Here is a 19,717-nt window from a genome sequence, read left to right on the forward strand (position 1 = left end):
CTTTCGGTACATAAAACATCTGCCGCTGACGCTTCGCTTTCGATACAAAAAATTTGCTGAACAAAGATAAAATATACCCTATAGCATAGATAGCAAAATCTAGCTATAGGGTACTTTAAAATTCTTTTTTCATAGCCTTTTTTTGTACATACATTTGATAATCTGCAACATTTAATAACTGCTTTGCTGTCATTCCATCCTGTGGAAAGCGCGCATAACCAATACTTGCTGAAATGACAACTTGCTGCCCCTCAATCATAAATGGCTCCTGTAATAGCCTATTTATGTTAGCTGTACACTGTTCAACGTCATTGGTGGATATAATATTTTCAACCAATAATACAAACTCATCTCCGCCAAGTCGTGCTAGGATTCCTTGCTTTTGAACAATATGCTTGCACCGCTCCGCAAACATTTGTAATAATAAATCTCCCTGTAAGTGTCCATATTGGTCATTTACAGCCTTAAAGCCATTCAAGTCGATGAAAAATAAGGAAAATACCTTATGCTCTTCTTTAATCAAATTCTCTAAACGATCTAAGACAAATTTTCGATTCGGTAAACCTGTTAAGCTATCATAATAAACAAATCGCTCTAAGCTTCTGGAGAAATCAATAGAACTTTGTAAAGACTTATTTAAGTTTTGAATACGCTTATAATGGTTGGCTACATCATATAGCTCTATCATTAAATAGGATTGATGCTCCAATTGCAAATGCTGTATTAAAATATTTTGACGTGGCAGCCTCATATTTGCACAGTGGCTTTCGACAAAATATTGATGCATTGCTGCTGAGCAAAAGCTTTTTTGACCATCCACTAAAGCTTTCTCAAACATATAAGCATACACTTTTTTATTAAAGCGTGGAACAACTGCTGTAATTGGTAAGCCCTTCACTTCTTCCTCACTTTTACCTGTGTAGTTGACTAACCATGTATTCCATAGCTGAATATTTAATTGTTCATCCAATAAAATTATGCCATTATCTAGTTGATTGATGATTGCTGCGTATAAATCATTCATTCAAATCCCTACTAATCTCATCCACTTTTTGTATTAAAAATTCAATTGACTCTAATGAAAATTTAATTAAAATTAATCCTAGCACCTTTGAATCATCCACACCAAAGCTCACATACAGCAATAATAAATTGCTCTCCTCTGAGCTAGCAAGTGCTTTATAAAACTCCCCTGCATTGTGTAAAATTACCTGTGGTACATCGTACTCCAACTTCATTTCCATCAGGCTTCCCATACCACCCATAATGGCATTTAGGATAATGTTCCCTATTTCTTTCACAATATCGAAATCTTCATCATTAAATGAAAATTCCCCATCCTCTACAATATATTCTTCCCCTAAACAAAGCGTAGTAACATATTTAATTTGTTCAGCAGGAAAAATAAAATCCGCTCTGCCAGAAAAAACATTACCAAACTTTAAAGAAGCAGAAAGTACCGTTCCATTTAACACAGGGATGAAATTCTCTTGCTTACTAGCTTTTAATTCCTGCAATGATAGTAGCTTTATTTCTGGCACTGATAAAAAAATTCTTTTTTGAAGAATTTCTGATAATAAGTTAGCTGCCTCGCCAACAAATACATTATACAGTTCTTTTAATATATCCTCTTGTGTTGTTGTTAACAACGGAATCACCCTTCTATCAATAATTCAATCTCCTTTAGCTTTGCAGCATTTATTGGCTTATTAATAAATGCTACTGCTCCAGCAGATAAAACTTCATTACGAACTGCCAATTGTACGTCAGCTGAAAGCACGATAATTTTAGCTGTTGGGTATTGTTCGAGTATTTTTTGAACTGCCTCTTGTCCACCCATCTTGGGCATTAACAAATCCATGAATACGAGGTCAGGTTGGAAGGTTGCAAATACTTGAATACATTCAACCCCATCGTTTGCTGTTTCATAGATAGCGTCTGGATAAATGGATTTTAATGTTTTGATTGTTGTTTTTTGAGAGAACATAGAATCATCTACGACAAGTATTTTCATAAAGTTTTCCCTCCGCCTCAAAAAGCATATTTCTTGAATAAAATCATACTTGTTATTTGGTTGCAAATTGTTTTACTAGTTCTCTATAAAATGTTGTTAAAAATGATTATATTTATGGAATAACTGCCATTCATAATTTTACAAATAATATTTTATTCGTGTATCTACGGATGGATGGCTATTCTACATTATATTTTCTTAGGGTGTCCACGAATCATTATTGTTGTTTATTGACTATTCGCAGGGCAGTTACACTAAAAAAGAATGCCATCTGCAAAATACATACAGACAGCACCTTTTCTTCATTACCTATCTCCAAGGGAACAAGGATAGGCTGCTATTATCCATTAAAACACTTGCTCTACTTCTACAATACCTGGTACTTCTTCTAGCAATGCACGTTCGATACCAGCCTTTAGTGTAATTGTAGAACTTGGGCAGCTACCACATGCACCTAATAGGCGTAATTTTACAACGCCATCCTCAACATCTACTAATTCACAGTCTCCACCGTCACGTAGTAAGAATGGACGTAATTTATCTAATACCTCTTGAACTTGGTTGTTAATTGTTGCTTCTGCCATTTATCTCGACTCCTTTCCTTATAATGATTATAATGTTAGCAACAGAAAAAATCCAATATTGAATCACAAGGAGAGAAAATACAATGCTACCCTCTAAACCTGTAATTGAAATTTATGGAACAGCTGTTATCTGTGCGAGCTGTGTCAATGCCCCATCTTCCAAAGATACATACGAATGGCTACAAGCTGCCATCAATCGCAAATATCCACATCAAGCCTATGATATTCGCTATATCGATATTGAAGGCCCAATTGAGAATGAGCGAGATCAAGAATATGCAACACGTATTCAAGAAGATGAGTTTTTCTATCCACTTGTTCTTATTAATAATGAGATTGTTGGCGAAGGTTATATACAGTTAAAGCCTGTATTTACAGCGCTTGAAAAACTAGGCTTTGTGCCAGACGAAACAGTATAGCTAAGGCAAAGGGATTGTTTCAACATCATTTTGAAACAATCCCTTTCAACTAATTAATCATTTTGACGTTTGTAATACCATAATAATCCTGATTTCATTAAGCGAGCAATACGTCCTGTTACGGTTGTATCTGCTAAGTATACAAAGCCTTGTTTTTTACCAAGAGCCCCCATAAAGCCTTTTAACTTAATATCTGGCATTTTCTCTGGTAAATGCTCACCTTTCCAACGCATACGAAGCACTTTCACGATTTGCTCTGCTTGTTCCTCAGCTAACTGGGCTGTTGGAGGCAAATCTGATGCAGCACAATCCCCTACAACATAGACATGCTCATCGTCAAGTACATTAAAATACTGTGTTACAAGTGGGCGATCGTGTTTATCCTTCTCAACATCCAAGTCACGAACGATTTTGACAGGCTGCACACCTGCTGTCCATACGACAGCATCGAGTAAAATTTCATCATCATGATTAAAAATCTTACCTGGCTCCACTTTTGTAATATTAGAATTGGCAACGACATCGACATTATGCTTAACAAACCAATCCTTTACGTATTTACTTAGCTTTTCTGGAAAATCCTTTAGAATACGTGGACCACGGTCAAATAGCTTAATTTTTAAATCTGAGCGGCTTTCACGTAGCTCACTTGCAAGCTCAATACCACTTAAACCAGCCCCTACAATACCGACTGTAGAGCCTGCTGGTAAGCCACAAAGTGCTTGGTATGTTGCACGTGATTTCGCCATTGTTTGAATGCTATATGTGTGCTCTGCCGCACCTGACACACCATGATATTTATCCTCACAGCCAAGACCAATCACTAAATCATCATACTCAATACGTTGCCCATCTTCTAGAATGACTACCTTTTCTGCACGATTAATATCAACGACTTCTCCATATACAGCCGTTAAACGTTCATGCTCTGGGAAGCTTACACGAATTTCTTTATCTGTTGAAGTCCCTGCTGCTAATGCGTAAAATTCTGTTTTTAAACTATGGAAAGGGGCTCTGTCTACTAGCACGATTTCTCTGTCTAATGGAAGGTTATTTAATAGACGCAACATTACTCGCATATTGCCGTAGCCGCCACCTAAAAGTACTAATTTTCCCATAATAGTCTCCTTTATATACATCTTATAATCATTGTTCACAAAGTATCCACAAATGAGTATAACCGATTGTGAGATGTTTCACAATATAAGAATGCATTTTTGTGAAAGATTTCACAAAATAAACGAGAACTTGTTTGTTTCGATAGCTTTTAATGTGAATCATAACGACTTTCTTTAAGTTTGTCACTCAAAAATGAAAGTAATACTATTTCAAAACGTAAATTATTGACGAATATCCTAAAAGCGAGTAGCATTACTTTGGTGAGGTGACACACATATGAATCCAATGGTTGAATTTTGTATTAGCAATTTAGCAAATGGCTCTCAGGCAACCTATGAAGCGCTTGAACGTGATCCAAATATTGATGTTTTGGAGTATGGCTGCCTCAGTTATTGTACAAAGTGCTCAGAAACTTTTTATGCAATTGTCAATGGTGAATTAGTAGAGGCAGATTCTCCTGAAGCTCTAACAAAAGCTATTTATCAATTTATTGAAGAAAACCCTTTATGGTAAATTTATATGTATAAATCAAAAGGATGTTATGCTATTTTTCGCATAACATCCTTTTCTTATAATGTATCTACGATATATGTAGGCTGCTGTTCTTTCTCCAGCACAATTTTCGTTGGTGTTACACCTGTATTGACATGAATCGTATCACAGCCAAAGTTAATACCACACATAATATCCGTATCATAGTTATCACCAATCATCACCATATCCTCTTTCGAGAAGCCATGTTCTATAGCGATTACTTCTAATATGGCAGCTGATGGCTTCCCAATATAGATAGGCTCAACATCTGCAACATCACCTACTAAGCGAGCAAAAGAGCCATTGCCCGGCAAAAAGCCATATTCTGTCGGAAATTTTATATCTTGATTGGTCGCAATAAACGTCGCCCCTCGCTGAACAAAGACCGTAGCTCTTGCAAGTGCCATATAATTAAGATTACGATCAATGCCCATCACAAATACTTCAGGATTATCCTCCACAGGCTCAATTCCTTCGTCATGCAACGCCTGCCGAATACCATCCGACCCCATCATTGCTACTTTTTTGCCTGTAAAATGAAGAGCAACATATTTCGCTGTCACTAATGCACTTGAGTAAATATGGTCTAATGGCGCACTAACACCAACAGCCATTAAAGCTTCCTGCAATTGTATCCTTGTTTTAGAAGCATTATTGGTAACATAGAATGGCTCAATGCCAGCTTGCTGTAAACGATGAATAAAAGCAATGGCAGAAGGTATCCCTTCCTTACCACGATAGACTGTACCATCTAAATCAAAGCAATATGCCTTATAATCTCTCATTGATAATCCTCTGGTAAAAACGCTGAAACGGGCCCTAATTCATTTGTTAAATAATGCTGAACTGCTGGTGAGAAGTGCTTTAATGCTGTTAAATTTGTTGTTAATACATCTACAACCTCTTCACTATCTACATCGATAAATTCGCGTACAAGCATTTTACGCAAGCCAACAACTGCTTTATATGGAGCCTCCAGATCAGCAGTTATTACTTTTTCATCGATTAAAATATCAATAATATCCTCATAGCTTCCTGGGTCACGCATAATAAAACCGTCAATCATTAAATTTCCTACATCCATCATGGACTCCATAATATTATGTCCAATGCGCTCAATCGCTAATTTCTTTATATCATGTTGAAGCCAATTCTCCTCTGCTTCCAAAATAGCTAATAGCCCATCTAAATACTGTAAATTTTTTGTGATTTTATTACGATCTACAAAATACACAAGGAAAGCCCCCATTCAAATCATTAAAAGTTGATAGTTTTTTCTCTTCTATAGTACCATATCTATAGGACTGGAAGGAGATTAAAAGATGGAACGTTTTTTTTTATACGATGATGTAGAGGATACAAAAACACGCTTTGTCAGTTTTGCTGGGAAAAAGCTACGCTATGATTTAGCCATTTTACAATCAGGCCGCTTCTTTGGCAAGGTGCTTGTAATGGATATTCAATTTGGCCGCTTTGCTATTATCGGCCCTGACGATGTAGAAGAGCCTGGTTATTTAGAGCATGTCTATAATCGCACGGAAGAAGAAACTATCGAGCTTCGTGAATATTTACGTGAGCTACTGAACTAACAGCCTTTTTATATGATGCAAAAAAATTTCGCTAGCCCATAAGGAGTTGCGAAATTTTTTTGTTGCTTATTATTGATTAAGCGTTGATGGATTATCTTCATTATGTGGCTTGTCTTTATTTTCATTGTTTTGTTGCTTTTTAGCTTGCTGATTTTGCCCAATAACAGCTAAATCCTCTACGCTAATATCGTAACCATAGCCATATTCTTCACGATCTACCGTTTTTTTATTATGCTTTTCCTTTGTCAATTTTATCACCTCTGCTCATAGACTGTGCTTTTTTCAACGAACTATACAGTCTTAGCATCTTTTACAATCCAATGTGCTGCGCTTATTAAATCTGGAAACACAGCATCTGCTAATGCGTCTTGCTCACCTAAAAATACGCCCTTTGTTCCTGCTCCCTTTCCTGCCATAATATCTGTGTCTGTGTCTCCTACCATATAGGATTTCGCTAAATTCACACGATACTTCTTGCCTAAATCCACAATTAATTTACTATTTGGCTTTCTACATGCACAGCCCGACTTTGGCTTATGTGGACAATAAACAGCTTCATGGATAATAGCTCCCTTTTTCTTTAGCTCCTTGATCATATAGGCATGGATTTTTTCCAAGTCTTTTTCCTTCATAAAGCCCAAGCCAATACCACCCTGATTTGTGACAACAAAAATATAATCAAAATGTTTATTCAATATCCTAATAGCTTCAGGCACTTTCGGTAAAAAATAAAAATCCTTAGGCTTATTGACAAACTTTACACGATGGCTTAACACTTCATTAATCACACCATCGCGATCTAAAAATATAGCCCTTTTCATCAACACCACACCTTTTATCCCTAGCTTTACCCTATGTATAAAAAACAATACAGCACAGTGCTCTTTTTACTGCTATCCGTCTATTTCATGATGCTATCCGTCACTTTTCTCATTCTATCCGTCTATTCAAGCGTTCTATCCGTCACTTTTATTTATACCTATCAATAAAAACCTGATGCTTAGCACATCAGGTTTCCATCCATTTTATTATTCGGTTAATGGTTCATTATCTGTAGACTCTAACGCTTCAGGCTGCTTTGCCATTTTACCTACTTTACGCAAAACAAAATAAGCGCAGCCAAAATTGCAATACTCATATAAGTAATCCTGTAGCGTACTTATCTTTGTATCAAATGTCGATTTTTGATTTTTGTCATCAAAAAATCCTTTTAAACGTAATTGACTATAACCCCAATCACCAACAATATAATCATATCTGGCTAGTATATCAGAGTATCTTTCCTGAAAAGCTTCCGCCTGAAAGGCATCGCGATATTCTTCTATTAGCTCATATTCTATTCCGTCAACTATGATCAAAGTGACACCACCTTTTTTGCCTAAAGCTCAGCTTGTAACTGACGCTCTTTTGTGGCAGCATTTACTTGCTCATCTGCATGATAACTACTACGTACAAGCGGGCCAGCTTCGCAATGCTTAAAGCCTTTTTCCATTGCAATTTTACGTAGCTTGCCAAATTCGATTGGTGAATAATATTTTTTAACTGGTAAATGCTTTTTCGTTGGCTGTAAATATTGACCAATTGTCATAATATCCACATTATTTGCACGTAAATCATCCATTACTTCTAAAATTTCTTCATGTGTTTCGCCTAATCCAATCATTAAAGACGATTTCGTTGGAATATCTGGCTGCATCTCTTTTGCTAAACGAAGAAACTCTAAAGAGCGCTCGTATTTCGCACGCGCGCGTACTCTTGGTGTTAAACGACGTACTGTTTCAATATTATGATTTAAAATATCTGGCTTTGCATCCATTAACAATTGAAGGTTTTCCTTCACACCACCTAAATCTGATGGCAATACTTCAACAGATGTCGCTGGACTTTTGCGGCGGATGGCACGTACTGTTTCTGCTAACACTTGAGCACCGCCATCTTTTAAATCATCACGCGCTACCATTGTAATGACAACATGCTTTAAATTCATAATGGCTACTGAATCTGCTACGCGCTCTGGCTCTGCTAGGTCCAATTCATTCGGTAAACCTGTTTTTACTGCACAGAAACGGCAAGCACGTGTACAAACAGAGCCTAGAATCATCATTGTTGCTGTACGTCTTTCTCCCCAGCATTCATGGATATTTGGACAGCGAGCTTCCTCACATACTGTATGCAGGTTTTTCTCACGCATCAGCTTTTTAAGACCTTTATATTCATCATTTGTGTTTAATTTTATTTTGAGCCAGTCTGGTTTTCTTACATGTTCTTCTTTACTTGTAGGTTTACAAGATGTCATACGGATATCGCCCCTATCAAAAATATACATTTTTTTATATTAACTATCTTCACTGTTGTCAATGTAACATATTAAATGAACTCCAACAACTATCACAGCATACATTTCTACTTATAAGGAACAGGTATTTCGATGGAAGGCTGAGGCGCATCCGTGCTATTCGTATAAATATTTGGAACTGGGCCTCTTGTTAAGCCCATTGCTACAGGAATATTTTGCGATACAGTCGATGATTTACTGGCAAATGGGACAATAATTTGAACATTTACTTCCATATGAATACCAACCTCTACATAAGCACTGTTAATGCCAAATTCTTCGATAGATGCTGTAACATCACTATGGACATTCCCAATTACATGAAAGCGAATCGGAATCTTTGGTCCTAAATTACCAAGCAAAGGAATATTGGCTGCCTGACCAAGTGGTACAAAAAAGACAATACCATCTCCTTCTTGGATTCTGTTAATATCATATTCCACATTTTCTAATTCAGGTAAATGAGATAGCTCTCCTTGTTCAGCTTGCTCTAGGTACATTTTCACAAGCTCTAATGTTTCTGCTCGAACACGATTAATAATCTCTGTATTAAATTTCGTTGTCATCATATCGGAAGTACCTGGTGGAATATCTTCAATAATATCATTGACGTCTAAAACATTTGACGTACGAGAATTAATAGCTTTACTCACAACATAAGACGCAATTTTATTTGTTTGTACTTCAGCATATTGTAAGTAGGTTGGCATTAGACGTTCATTTAAATAATAGATAAATAAAATCAGACAAATAACCGTACTAACAATTAAAATCGTTAATCGATTAAGACGTGCTCCTCGTTTACCATAAGAGCGTAATTTCATTCTTTTTCGAGGGAATAACAAAAAAATCTCCTCCTGTTCCATAACGTATGAACAGGAGGAGCAATTTATTCTACTTTTGGAGGCATGATATAATCCGTTTCAACGCCTTCTATTGTCACTGTTGGGTAGTCCACTAAATTGATTTCATATGTGGCTGTTAACAATTGATTTTGCTCCTCAAAAATACGAATCCATGGCAATGCTGCATCTAATGTATTTTGCTTTGATACAATACCACGTCGGCCATCTGATAATTTTAAAATTACGCCATTTGGATAATGGACAACAGCCTTTTTTAAAGCCTTTACGATACGGGCATCGTAAAGTGTGCCGGAACCTGATTCTACAATAGCTAGCCCTTGTGAAGGCAGCATTTTTTCTCGGTACACACGATTTGTTGTCACAGCATCAAAAACATCTGCAACACCAATAATTTTCGCAAATGGGTGGATTTCAAAATCAACAAGACCTCGTGGGTAGCCACTACCATCAATACGCTCATGATGCTGGAAAGCACAGTGCGCCACAAGCAATGAAATAGAATGCAAATTTCGTAATAAATCAAAGCCATAACGGGCATGCATTTGCATTGCCTTAAACTCATCACTCGTTAAACGGCCTGGCTTTGTTAAAATTTCTTTTGGTACCATTAGCTTGCCAACATCATGCAACAAAGCGCCAATACCAATTAAGCGCAAATCCTCAGCAGAATAACCAAGCTCTTTTGCAATTGCTATTGAGTACAATGTCACTTGGAAAGAATGTTGATATAAATATTCATCAAATAAATAGGCATCTGTTAGTATCGTTAAAATTTCATCATTTCCAGCAACTACTGACAGCAGCTCATCGACAATGGACACAATTGTTTTAGACTGCTGATCTAATATATATGAAGCATTTACTGGATTACAGCCATCTAGTGACTGGAACGAACTTTTAATCGTTGAAATGGCTTTATTGCGCATAGTAGGTGGCACTGTTTCTTCAACTTCAATACCTTCAGAAATTTCATCATCAATATATAAATAATGGATATTTAACTGTTGAAGTCTTTGAATAATACGAGCATTTATAACAACATCCTTTTTTAAAAGCGGGTGACCTGCTTCATTCCAAATAGTTCTCCCTAAAACCATACCTTCTTTTAATACATCGATTGAAATTAATCGCATGACTTCTTCCCCAATCCATTCTTCCAGCTATCTTTACGGCTGAAAGAATCTTTGACCATAATCTATCATAATATTTCGTAAAAAATCAGGCAAAATATATTGTTTTTTTGCATATTTAAAACTTGGATAAAAGTAGCCAAATGTAAATAAATCTAGCGTTACAAGCTTATAAATACGATCTTGGTCTGCTGGCTTACCATTAATTAGCAGTTGCCGATTATCATTTATTGCAAAGCCATATGTTAATATTTTCCCAAAAATAACACCTCGAAAGCCTAATCCTTTTAATTCAATATAAGGCCACTCTTCATTTTTGGATTGTAGATAAATTTCCTTCATTTCAGCAACTGATAATTCAATTGTACATAAATTAATGGGATGTGGAAAAATTCGATGCAAATCTAATGCTGTCACCGTTCCTTTAGGAAGACCGTCTAAAAAAATTCCAGCGTTAAATAAAGCGCAATCTGCACCGCTTTTCTCTAAAATTGCATGTGCAAATAAATCGGAAAGCTGTGAGTAATGAAACCATTCCTTATTATAAGCTTTCGTTGTTGTAAATACTGGAGTATCCAATATTCTTTTTCCTTCATCTTCTAAAAACTGTACAATATCTTGTTCATTTTGCACAATTGGCAAATTCTTATTATGCAATAAGACATCCTTTTTTTCAACAATTTTCCTTGTTTTTTTATCGTACAAGATTGTCAAATGTCCAATATATTGCCCAAATTTGCCCCCACCTGTTAATAAGACACCATTAATATATTTACCATTTGGAAAAATATGATGTGTATGAGAACCAAATATAACATCAATTTCAGGACATTCTTCAGCAAGTAGCTCATCCTCTGTAATACCTAGATGTGATAAGCATACAACAATATCGACCTCTTTACGTAGCTGATGCGCTAGTCGTAACAGCGTACTTCGTGCCTCGTCCATTTGCCAATTTAATTCCTCATAATACACTTCAAACATAGCTGTAGCAGCAATAACTCCCAGCTTTGTTCCCTGCTCTGTTGTTAGAATAATATAAGGCTTTAACCAAGCTGGATTATTGCCATTTGTAGCATAAACATTTGCAACAATAACATCAAACTTTGCATCATCATATAGATGAAAAAGCTCTTGATGGGATAGGGTAATGCCTTCATTATTACCGATTGTTACAACATCATAACCTGCCTCATTTAGCAATTGCACATTACCCTTACCAAGCGTTGCATCTGTATAAATATTAGAGCGATCTAGATGATCTCCAATATCAAACAAATAGCTTGTTTCTCCTATTCGCTTTAGCTCTTTGCGCCGCTCTTTCACATAGCTTTGCATTCGTGGCCAATACTTAAAATGACTATGCAAATCATTTGTGTGAAAAATATGGATTTTTTCAAGCATTTAAGCCACCTCACTTCAATTAGCTACTCGCTAATATACCTTCAATAATGGAACGAATCCCTAATAATAATAAAATAATTCTCAGTGCTAGTACAAGCGTATCTGATTTAATTTTCTTATTTAATGCTGCTCCTAGCTTGGCACCAATATAAGCGCCTGGAATAACAGGAATTGTATAAAGCCATGGTACATGACCTAAATAAATATGGCTAGCAGAATTAACAATAGATGTTAAAAATACCATAAACATTGATGTTGCCACTGCAACATGTGGTGGAAATAAAAATAAAATAATCATCGCTGGCACAATCATTGAGCCACCACCTATGCCAAACAAGCCCGAAGCAAAGCCGATGCCAAATGTTAATGCAATTGCAAACCAAATAGGATAACCATATACATATGTTTTCCCTTCAGCATCTGTAAATGTTTGCTGTGTACCATTTTTAATAAACCATTTGACAGGCTTTAATTTATCTCGAATAAGTAAAATGATTGATAAAATAATTAATAAAATACCGAAATATAAATTGAATGAAGGTAAGTCTAATCCTTTATTGACCCAAGCGCCTAGAATTGTTCCCGGAATGCTGCCAATAAAAAATATAAAACCACTTTTATAATCTACCGTTTTTGATTTCATATAGCTTAATGTTGAGGCAAGCCCAGTAAAAATCATCATAATGACAGATAAACCAACGACTTTTTGTGGTGTAATATCTGGTATCATTCCTAAATTTAAGCCAATATATAATGTAGCTGGCACTAATATGGCACCGCCACCTAGCCCCACCAATGCACCCATTAGACCAGCAAGTAGTGCAATGATGATTAGTAAAATAAACTCCATTATAGTTCCCCTTCAAATATATTTAATTGCTTTGGCGCTAGCCCATCATCTTTAATATGCAAAATCTCCTGTAGCTCCTTCGCATTTTTTGCTGCATGATGCCCTGAATTATTATTAAATAAGACAAATAAATCGTCCGCCTCTGCATGAAGCTTTTCAATACTTTGTCCAAGTTGTTGTAGCTCCTCTTTATTATAATCATATAAAAAGCGAACTTTACGCCAATTTTCTGCATTTCCTGTATTGCGCCATCCATGAATATTGCGGCCATGAATACGCACAAGTGCCTTCTTGGCAGTTGCAACAGGATAAAAGGGAACTGACCCTACACCAGCCTGTGGTTCATCACAAACTGTATGAATAAATTGATGCTCTCGTAAAAAATCCATCGTCTGTTGCACTACTTTATCTGCATACCATGTTTGATTGCGAAACTCGATTGCCACCTCAAAATCCTTGAGCTGCTGTCGAATATACAATAAATATTGAACATTCTTTGCCTGACAATCAAACCATGGTGGAAATTGGGCTAAAATCATCCCTAATTTACCATAACGTTTAAATTCATTGGCACATTCAATAAATACATTAAACATATCATTTCTTGTTTCAAAAGGAATATCGCCTCGTAAATGACCTGTCATACCTTGATAGGCTTTCACAACAAAGCGGAAATGTTCTGGTGTATCCTCACACCATTTACGAACATGCTCTTTTGATGGTATGGCATAAAAAGAAGTATCCACCTCTACCGTTAAAAAATGACCTGTATAATCAAATAATTTATCTTTTGAGATAGTCACTCCACTATAAAGTGAAGGGTGATCTCCCCAACCAGTTAAGCCAACTACAATCATGTGACCCCCTCCTCTATGTACATAATCATAGCATACAGTTTCACACTACAATTAAATATCCTGTAAAAATTATCGCTTTCTTTTCATTCTAATAGGGGGAAATCATTATGTCACTTTTGACAAACAAAAAGGCATGAATTCCTCTATCATTGAACTCATACCAATCTACTTGATTTAACAAGTTTTTCTTCAATACCTTTTAAAAATTCAATACGACTATAAGCTAGTCCACCCTCCATTAATGGGTCTACAATATTGACGAATAGTTGATTATTTTACAGGCATTCATATTTTGAACAATTGGATTCTTTTTAAATCCTCAATCTACTTTAATTAACATTATTTCTTAATTAAACCTGATATTCTCGACTAAAAAACCCCTGCCACAAATTTTTATGTGACAGGGATTGAGCTTTATTAACCGATAGAACCTTCCATCTCGAATTTAATCAATCGATTCATTTCGACTGCGTATTCCATTGGTAATTCTTTTGTAAATGGCTCGATAAAGCCCATTACGATCATTTCTGTTGCTTCTTCTTCAGAAATACCACGTGACATTAAATAGAATAATTGCTCTTCAGATACTTTAGAAACTTTTGCTTCATGCTCTAAAGAAACATTATCATTAAAGATTTCATTGTATGGAATTGTATCAGACGTTGATTCATTATCCATAATGAGCGTATCACACTCAATATTGGCACGTGCACCACTTGCTTTAGGACCGAAACGAACTTGTCCCATATATGTTACCTTACCACCTTGTTTTGCAATCGATTTTGACACGATTGTTGAAGATGTATTTGGTGCCATATGGATCATTTTTGCTCCAGCATGTTGGTGTTGCCCTTTACCTGCTAATGCAATGGATAATGTCATACCACGAGCACCTTCACCTTTTAGGATACATGCTGGGTATTTCATTGTTAATTTAGAACCGATGTTACCATCAATCCATTCCATTGTTCCGTTTTCTTCAACAACTGTACGTTTTGTTACAAGGTTATAGACATTGTTTGCCCAGTTTTGAATTGTTGTGTAACGGCAATAGGCATCTTTTTTCACGATAATTTCTACAACTGCTGAGTGTAGAGAATTTGTTGTATAAACAGGCGCTGTACAGCCTTCAACATAGTGTACATGTGCACCCTCGTCCACAATAATTAAAGTACGTTCGAATTGACCCATATTTTCTGAGTTAATACGGAAGTATGCTTGTAATGGTGTTTCTACCTTTACACCTGGTGGTACATAGATAAATGAGCCACCTGACCATACTGCTGAGTTAAGTGCCGCAAATTTATTGTCAGTGTAAGGAATAACTTTACCCCAGTGTGCTTTGAAAATATCTTCGTTTTCACGTAACGCTGAGTCTGTGTCTTTAAAGACAATACCAAGGTCTTCAAGGTCTTGTTTCATATTATGATACACTACCTCTGATTCGTATTGCGCAGATACACCTGCAAGATATTTTTGTTCTGCTTCTGGAATACCTAATTTATCGAAAGTAGCTTTGATTTCATCAGGTACCTCATCCCATGATCTTTGTGTAGCTTCTGATGGTTTTACATAGTACGTAATCTCATCGAAATTTAAGTCACTAAGATCACCACCCCATTGTGGCATTGGTTTTGTATAGAATGTTTCAAGCGCTTTTAAGCGGTACTCTAACATCCACTCTGGCTCTTGCTTCATATTTGAAATTTCACGGACGATTTCTTCAGTTAAACCACGTTTTGAACGGAAAATTGATACGTCCTTGTCATGGAATCCGTATTTGTAATCGCCGATATCAGGCATTTTTTTAGCCATCGTTTCTCCTCCGTTCATTGAGTTATATTTTTCAAGATATTCAATCCTTGCTTTGAGTGAAAGTAAAGGGTACTTTCACTCAGCCACAAGGTTGTTATTTAATACCTTTCTCCATTGCTTTCCAAGCCAATGTGGCACATTTAATACGTGCAGGAAATTGTGAAACGCCTTGTAGTGCTTCAACATCCTCAAGGTCATATTTATCGCTGTATTCTTCACCCATCATCATTTTAGAAAAAATATCGGCAAGCTCCAATGCTTCCTCTACTTTTTTTCCTTTAATAAGCTGTGTCATCATGGATGCAGATGACATGGAGATAGAACAGCCTTCACCATCAAATTTTGCATCCTCTACAACGCCGTCCATCACTTTTAATGTTAAGTGAATACGATCGCCACATGTCGGATTGTTCATATCAATTGTTACGGCATCACCCTCTAAAGACCCTTTGTTACGAGGGTTTTTATAGTGATCCATAATAACAGAACGGTATAGTTGATCTAAATTATTAAAAGACATCGCCAAAATACTCCTTCGCAGAACGTAACCCTGCAACTAGACGATCAATATCTTCCTCTGTGTTATACAGGTAGAAGCTTGCACGTGCAGTTGCTACTTGCTGAAGACATTTCATTAATGGCTGTGCGCAATGATGTCCTGCACGAATAGCAATACCATTCATATCCAGAACCGTTGCTACATCATGTGGATGTACATCATCTAAGTTAAATGTTACAAGTCCACAGCGCTTCATTGGGTCACGTGGGCCGAAAATTTTCAGACCGTCAATTGTTTCAAGCTGATCCATTGCATAGCCTACAAGCTTATGCTCATGCTCTGCAATTGTATCTAGTCCAATATCCGTTAAGAAGTCGATAGCAGCACCTAAACCAATTGCACCTGCAATAATAGGTGTGCCGCCCTCAAACTTCCACGGTAATTCCTTCCACGTTGAGTCATAAAGCCCAACAAAGTCAATCATTTCGCCACCAAATTCAACTGGCTCCATTTTTTCAAGGTGTTCTTTTTTACCATATAGTACACCTATTCCAGTCGGTCCGCACATTTTATGCCCTGAGAACCCTAAAAAATCGATATCCAAATCTTGCACATCAATTTTCATATGTGGGGCTGCCTGCGCACCATCAGCTACCATAACAGCTCCATTAGCATGTGCAATTTGAGCAATTTCTTTAATTGGATTAATCGTACCAAGGACGTTTGACGCCATTGATACCGCAACAATTTTCGTTTGAGGCGTAATCGTTGCACGTACTTTTTCTAAACTAATAGTGCCATCTGCTTCTAGCTCTATATATTTCAATGTTGCATTTTTCTCTTTCGCTAGCTGCTGCCAAGGGATAATATTGGAATGGTGCTCCATTTGTGTAATAACAATTTCATCACCTTCTGCAACATTTGCACGACCATAGCTCGCTGCTACTGTATTTAAAGATGTTGTTGTACCACGTGTAAAAATAATTTCCTGTGTTGACGTTGCATTAATAAACTTACGAACCTTTTCGCGTGCACCTTCGTAGCGATCAGTAGCACGATTTCCTAATGTATGGACACCACGATGCACATTGGAATTATCAAATTCATAGTAAGATTTGATTGCTTCAATCACTTGAACAGGCTTTTGTGACGTTGCTGCGCTATCAAGATAAACAAGTCGATGACCGTTTACATCCTGATTTAAAATTGGGAAGTAGCTTTTAATATCTTTATTCATCATTAGCGCACTTTCCTTTCAATAACCTCCGTCAGTTGCTTTTGAACGCCTTCAATTGGTAATTGCGTAACAACTGGCGCAAGGAATCCATGGATAACAAGGCGCTCTGCTTCTGTTTTCGAGATACCACGACTCATTAAATAATAAAGTTGTAGTGGGTCTACTCGACCAACAGAGGCTGCGTGTCCTGCTGTTACATCATCTTCATCAATCAATAAAATAGGGTTTGCATCCCCTCGAGCTTTTTCTGATAGCATTAATACACGTGATTCTTGCTGTGCATCTGCTTTTGTTGCGCCATGCTCAATATAGCCAATACCGTTGAAAATAGATTGCGCTGCATCTTTCATAACGCCATGTTTTAGAATATGCCCGATGGAGTTTTTACCCCAATGACGAACCTCTGTAGTGAAGTTCAATTTTTGTTCGCCGCGACCAACTACTACTGTTTTTGTATCAGCATGAGAACCGTCACCAACTAAGTGTGTAATGTTTTCAGAGATTGTATCCGAGTCATTCATTAAACCAAGAGCCCAATCTACTTTTCCATCACGTGCTAGGCGTGCACGACGATTGACATATGTTGTATAGCCTTTAGCCAGTACATCCACTGCACCATATGTTACTTGTGCATTATCTTGAACAACTACCTCTGAAATAATATTCGCCTGACCTTGTGCTTCTTCAACTGTTGAAATATATGTTTCAACATATGTTACAGCAGCGTTTGCTTCTGCTACTACTAAAACATGGTTATAAAGTGAAGCTTCTGCATTATCGTTGAGGAAAATAACTTGTAATGGTTGTTCAATCACTACATTTTTTGGCACATACACAAATACGCCACCGTTAACAAGCGCTGTATGAAGTGCTGTTAATTTATGCTCATCTACTTTAACTGCCTCTGACATAAAGTACTTTTGAACAAGCTCACCATGTTCACGAACTGCTGTTAAAATATCAGTAAAAATAACACCTTTATCAGCAAGCTCTTGTGATGTTTTTAAATAAGCTGGTGTATTATTACGTTGAATATATAGGTTTTCTTGTGCTTCAAGGTCAATTAAACCTTTTGCTTCTTCAGGTAACGCATCCAATGAAGAAAATGCCTCACTCTGAACTGTATGTGTTGGGAAATTTACAAAGTCCCATTTTGTAATATTTGTTCTATCTGGTTTTGGCAAGTCTAAACCAGTTACTTTGTCTAGTGCTGCCGCACGAAGCTCTGTAAACCAAGCTGGTTCACCATTTGCTTCTGAGAACGAGCGCACGTCCTGTACTGTTACAGGCAAGTTAAGTTCCACTGTCATGCTAGTTCGTCCTCCCTCTTATGCTTCTTGTTCTTCTGTTTCTTCTTCGATGCCTAATTCTTTTTTGATCCAGTCATAGCCTTCTGCCTCTAAACGTTGTGCAAGCTCTGCACCACCTGATTTCACAATACGACCTTGCATCATTACATGTACATGATCTGGTGTAATGTAGTTTAATAGGCGTTGATAGTGTGTAATCATTAAGCAGCCAAAGCCTTCGCCACGCATTGCATTAATACCTTTTGATACAACTTTTAATGCATCAATATCAAGACCAGAGTCAATTTCATCTAAAATTGCAAATGTTGGCTTAATCATCATTAATTGAAGAATTTCATTACGTTTTTTCTCACCACCAGAAAATCCTTCATTTAAGTAACGCTGTGCCATATCTTCATCCATTTCAAGGAATTCCATGTTCTTATCTAATTCGCGAATAAATTTCATTAATGAGATTTCATCGCCTTCTTCACGTCGTGCATTAATAGCTGAACGTAAGAAATCAGCATTTGTTACACCAGCGATTTCAGATGGATATTGCATTGCTAGGAATAAACCAGCTTGAGCACGCTCGTCTACTTCCATTTCAAGCACATCTTCACCATCAAGTTCAACTGTACCTGAAGTAACTTCGTATTTTGGATGACCCATAATAGCAGATGCTAGTGTCGATTTACCAGTTCCGTTTGGTCCCATAATTGCGTGAATTTCATTTGTATTAATTGTAAGATTTACGCCTTTTAAAATCTCTTTCCCGTCGATTTCAACGTGAAGATCTTTAATTACTAAAGTTGACATGAAAATACCTCCATAGTGTTCAGTGAATGGATATCCATTCCTTAATTATCATCATTCTAATCTTAACTGAAAATTGTTCTCTATGCAAACCATTTCAATTACTTTCGGTTTTCTTAAATAAAATCTTGAAAAATAAAGACTTTGTAAGCATTTTCAGCTAGTTACTTAGCAAACTTATCAATGAGAATAACGTTTCTCCATTTTCAATAAATTACTTCTAATTGAGAATTAATTTCATCTAGCTACATAGTGGAAACCCCGTGAAAAGGGCGAATTATAGCGGTTTTCTAACAAAAATACATAGAGAGTGCTATCTATACTATAACCTTTTTCACGATAATGAAATCAATTAAGGAA

The 19,717-nt window shown here is 36.7% G+C and carries 24 protein-coding genes; 3 read left to right on the forward strand and 21 right to left on the reverse strand.

Annotated features, from left to right (window positions below; genetic code table 11):
• Positions 1–115: 115 nt before the first annotated feature.
• From MHB42_RS15135 to MHB42_RS15150, 4 genes are all read right to left on the reverse strand, one after another.
• On the reverse strand, positions 116–1,024 hold the full coding sequence (locus tag MHB42_RS15135; RefSeq protein WP_340807185.1) for a diguanylate cyclase domain-containing protein: 909 nt from the start codon (positions 1,022–1,024) through the stop codon (positions 116–118).
• A complete protein-coding gene (locus MHB42_RS15140) occupies positions 1,017–1,649 on the reverse strand; it encodes a hypothetical protein (RefSeq protein ID WP_340807186.1) in 633 nt (210 codons plus the stop codon). The genes MHB42_RS15135 and MHB42_RS15140 overlap by 8 nt, the downstream gene beginning before the upstream one ends.
• A gap of 5 nt (positions 1,650–1,654) precedes the next feature.
• A complete protein-coding gene (locus MHB42_RS15145) occupies positions 1,655–2,014 on the reverse strand; it encodes a response regulator (RefSeq protein ID WP_340807187.1) in 360 nt (119 codons plus the stop codon).
• A gap of 347 nt (positions 2,015–2,361) precedes the next feature.
• Positions 2,362–2,598: a NifU family protein gene (locus MHB42_RS15150; protein ID WP_340807188.1), complete on the reverse strand. Its 237-nt coding sequence runs from the start codon at positions 2,596–2,598 to the stop codon at positions 2,362–2,364.
• Between the two features lie 83 nt (positions 2,599–2,681).
• Between MHB42_RS15150 and MHB42_RS15155 the strand changes: the two genes are divergently transcribed.
• Positions 2,682–3,017 carry a YuzD family protein gene (locus MHB42_RS15155; RefSeq protein ID WP_340807189.1) on the forward strand — a complete coding sequence of 112 codons (336 nt, stop codon included), beginning with the start codon at positions 2,682–2,684 and terminating at the stop codon, positions 3,015–3,017.
• A gap of 53 nt (positions 3,018–3,070) precedes the next feature.
• On the opposite strand, the gene MHB42_RS15160 is transcribed toward MHB42_RS15155, so the two are convergent.
• Complete coding sequence (locus MHB42_RS15160) at positions 3,071–4,135, reverse strand: NAD(P)/FAD-dependent oxidoreductase (RefSeq protein ID WP_340807190.1); 1,065 nt, start codon at positions 4,133–4,135, stop codon at positions 3,071–3,073.
• A 277-nt stretch (positions 4,136–4,412) separates the two neighbouring features.
• On the opposite strand from MHB42_RS15160, the gene MHB42_RS15165 reads away from it, so the two are divergent.
• On the forward strand, positions 4,413–4,649 hold the full coding sequence (locus tag MHB42_RS15165; RefSeq protein WP_053995016.1) for a YuzB family protein: 237 nt from the start codon (positions 4,413–4,415) through the stop codon (positions 4,647–4,649).
• Positions 4,650–4,705: 56 nt separating this feature from the next.
• Here the strand turns inward: MHB42_RS15165 and MHB42_RS15170 are convergent, their stop codons facing one another.
• Together MHB42_RS15170 and MHB42_RS15175 are read right to left on the reverse strand one after the other, a co-directional pair.
• Complete coding sequence (locus MHB42_RS15170) at positions 4,706–5,455, reverse strand: TIGR01457 family HAD-type hydrolase (RefSeq protein WP_340807192.1); 750 nt, start codon at positions 5,453–5,455, stop codon at positions 4,706–4,708.
• Complete coding sequence (locus tag MHB42_RS15175; RefSeq protein WP_340807193.1) at positions 5,452–5,904, reverse strand: DUF86 domain-containing protein; 453 nt, start codon at positions 5,902–5,904, stop codon at positions 5,452–5,454. Before MHB42_RS15175 ends, MHB42_RS15170 begins: the two co-directional genes overlap by 4 nt.
• A gap of 88 nt (positions 5,905–5,992) precedes the next feature.
• Between MHB42_RS15175 and MHB42_RS15180 the strand changes: the two genes are divergently transcribed.
• The gene (locus tag MHB42_RS15180; RefSeq protein WP_322605515.1) at positions 5,993–6,259 is read left to right on the forward strand and encodes a DUF3055 domain-containing protein; all 267 of its coding nucleotides are present in this window, start codon (positions 5,993–5,995) and stop codon (positions 6,257–6,259) included.
• Positions 6,260–6,328: 69 nt separating this feature from the next.
• On the opposite strand, the gene MHB42_RS15185 is transcribed toward MHB42_RS15180, so the two are convergent.
• The 14 genes from MHB42_RS15185 to sufC form a co-directional block, all read right to left on the reverse strand.
• On the reverse strand, positions 6,329–6,517 hold the full coding sequence (locus tag MHB42_RS15185; RefSeq protein WP_340807194.1) for a hypothetical protein: 189 nt from the start codon (positions 6,515–6,517) through the stop codon (positions 6,329–6,331).
• 32 nt (positions 6,518–6,549) lie between these two features.
• Positions 6,550–7,080: a D-glycero-alpha-D-manno-heptose-1,7-bisphosphate 7-phosphatase gene (locus MHB42_RS15190; protein ID WP_340807196.1), complete on the reverse strand. Its 531-nt coding sequence runs from the start codon at positions 7,078–7,080 to the stop codon at positions 6,550–6,552.
• Positions 7,081–7,287: 207 nt separating this feature from the next.
• The gene (locus MHB42_RS15195) at positions 7,288–7,617 is read right to left on the reverse strand and encodes a YutD family protein (RefSeq protein ID WP_340807198.1); all 330 of its coding nucleotides are present in this window, start codon (positions 7,615–7,617) and stop codon (positions 7,288–7,290) included.
• A 20-nt stretch (positions 7,618–7,637) separates the two neighbouring features.
• Entirely contained in the window at positions 7,638–8,555 is a 918-nt protein-coding gene (gene lipA / locus MHB42_RS15200) for a lipoyl synthase (protein WP_340807200.1), read from the reverse strand.
• Positions 8,556–8,662: 107 nt separating this feature from the next.
• The gene (gene yunB / locus MHB42_RS15205) at positions 8,663–9,460 is read right to left on the reverse strand and encodes a sporulation protein YunB (RefSeq protein WP_340807202.1); all 798 of its coding nucleotides are present in this window, start codon (positions 9,458–9,460) and stop codon (positions 8,663–8,665) included.
• A gap of 23 nt (positions 9,461–9,483) precedes the next feature.
• The gene (locus tag MHB42_RS15210) at positions 9,484–10,593 is read right to left on the reverse strand and encodes an HD-GYP domain-containing protein (protein ID WP_340807204.1); all 1,110 of its coding nucleotides are present in this window, start codon (positions 10,591–10,593) and stop codon (positions 9,484–9,486) included.
• A 33-nt stretch (positions 10,594–10,626) separates the two neighbouring features.
• Positions 10,627–11,994 (reverse strand): bifunctional metallophosphatase/5'-nucleotidase, encoded by a 1,368-nt coding sequence (locus MHB42_RS15215; protein ID WP_340807206.1) that lies wholly within the window; start codon positions 11,992–11,994, stop codon positions 10,627–10,629.
• A 19-nt stretch (positions 11,995–12,013) separates the two neighbouring features.
• Positions 12,014–12,844 (reverse strand): sulfite exporter TauE/SafE family protein, encoded by an 831-nt coding sequence (locus MHB42_RS15220; protein ID WP_340807208.1) that lies wholly within the window; start codon positions 12,842–12,844, stop codon positions 12,014–12,016.
• Positions 12,844–13,701, reverse strand: coding sequence for a DUF72 domain-containing protein (locus tag MHB42_RS15225; RefSeq protein WP_340807209.1), 858 nt, complete (start codon positions 13,699–13,701; stop codon positions 12,844–12,846). The genes MHB42_RS15220 and MHB42_RS15225 overlap by 1 nt, the downstream gene beginning before the upstream one ends.
• Before the next feature lie 417 nt (positions 13,702–14,118).
• Positions 14,119–15,516, reverse strand: coding sequence for a Fe-S cluster assembly protein SufB (sufB, locus tag MHB42_RS15230; protein WP_340807211.1), 1,398 nt, complete (start codon positions 15,514–15,516; stop codon positions 14,119–14,121).
• A gap of 94 nt (positions 15,517–15,610) precedes the next feature.
• Positions 15,611–16,036 (reverse strand): Fe-S cluster assembly sulfur transfer protein SufU, encoded by a 426-nt coding sequence (gene sufU / locus MHB42_RS15235; protein ID WP_340807212.1) that lies wholly within the window; start codon positions 16,034–16,036, stop codon positions 15,611–15,613.
• Positions 16,026–17,255 (reverse strand): cysteine desulfurase, encoded by a 1,230-nt coding sequence (locus MHB42_RS15240; protein ID WP_340807213.1) that lies wholly within the window; start codon positions 17,253–17,255, stop codon positions 16,026–16,028. The genes sufU and MHB42_RS15240 overlap by 11 nt, the downstream gene beginning before the upstream one ends.
• Positions 17,255–18,562: a Fe-S cluster assembly protein SufD gene (gene sufD / locus MHB42_RS15245; protein ID WP_340807215.1), complete on the reverse strand. Its 1,308-nt coding sequence runs from the start codon at positions 18,560–18,562 to the stop codon at positions 17,255–17,257. The genes MHB42_RS15240 and sufD overlap by 1 nt, the downstream gene beginning before the upstream one ends.
• Positions 18,563–18,580: 18 nt before the next feature.
• Positions 18,581–19,360, reverse strand: a complete 780-nt coding sequence (gene sufC / locus MHB42_RS15250; protein WP_053995035.1) for a Fe-S cluster assembly ATPase SufC — start codon at positions 19,358–19,360, stop codon at positions 18,581–18,583.
• Positions 19,361–19,717: the final 357 nt, after the last annotated feature.

The sequence above is a fragment of the Lysinibacillus sp. FSL K6-0232 genome, assembly GCF_038008325.1.
Classification (GTDB): domain Bacteria; phylum Bacillota; class Bacilli; order Bacillales_A; family Planococcaceae; genus Lysinibacillus.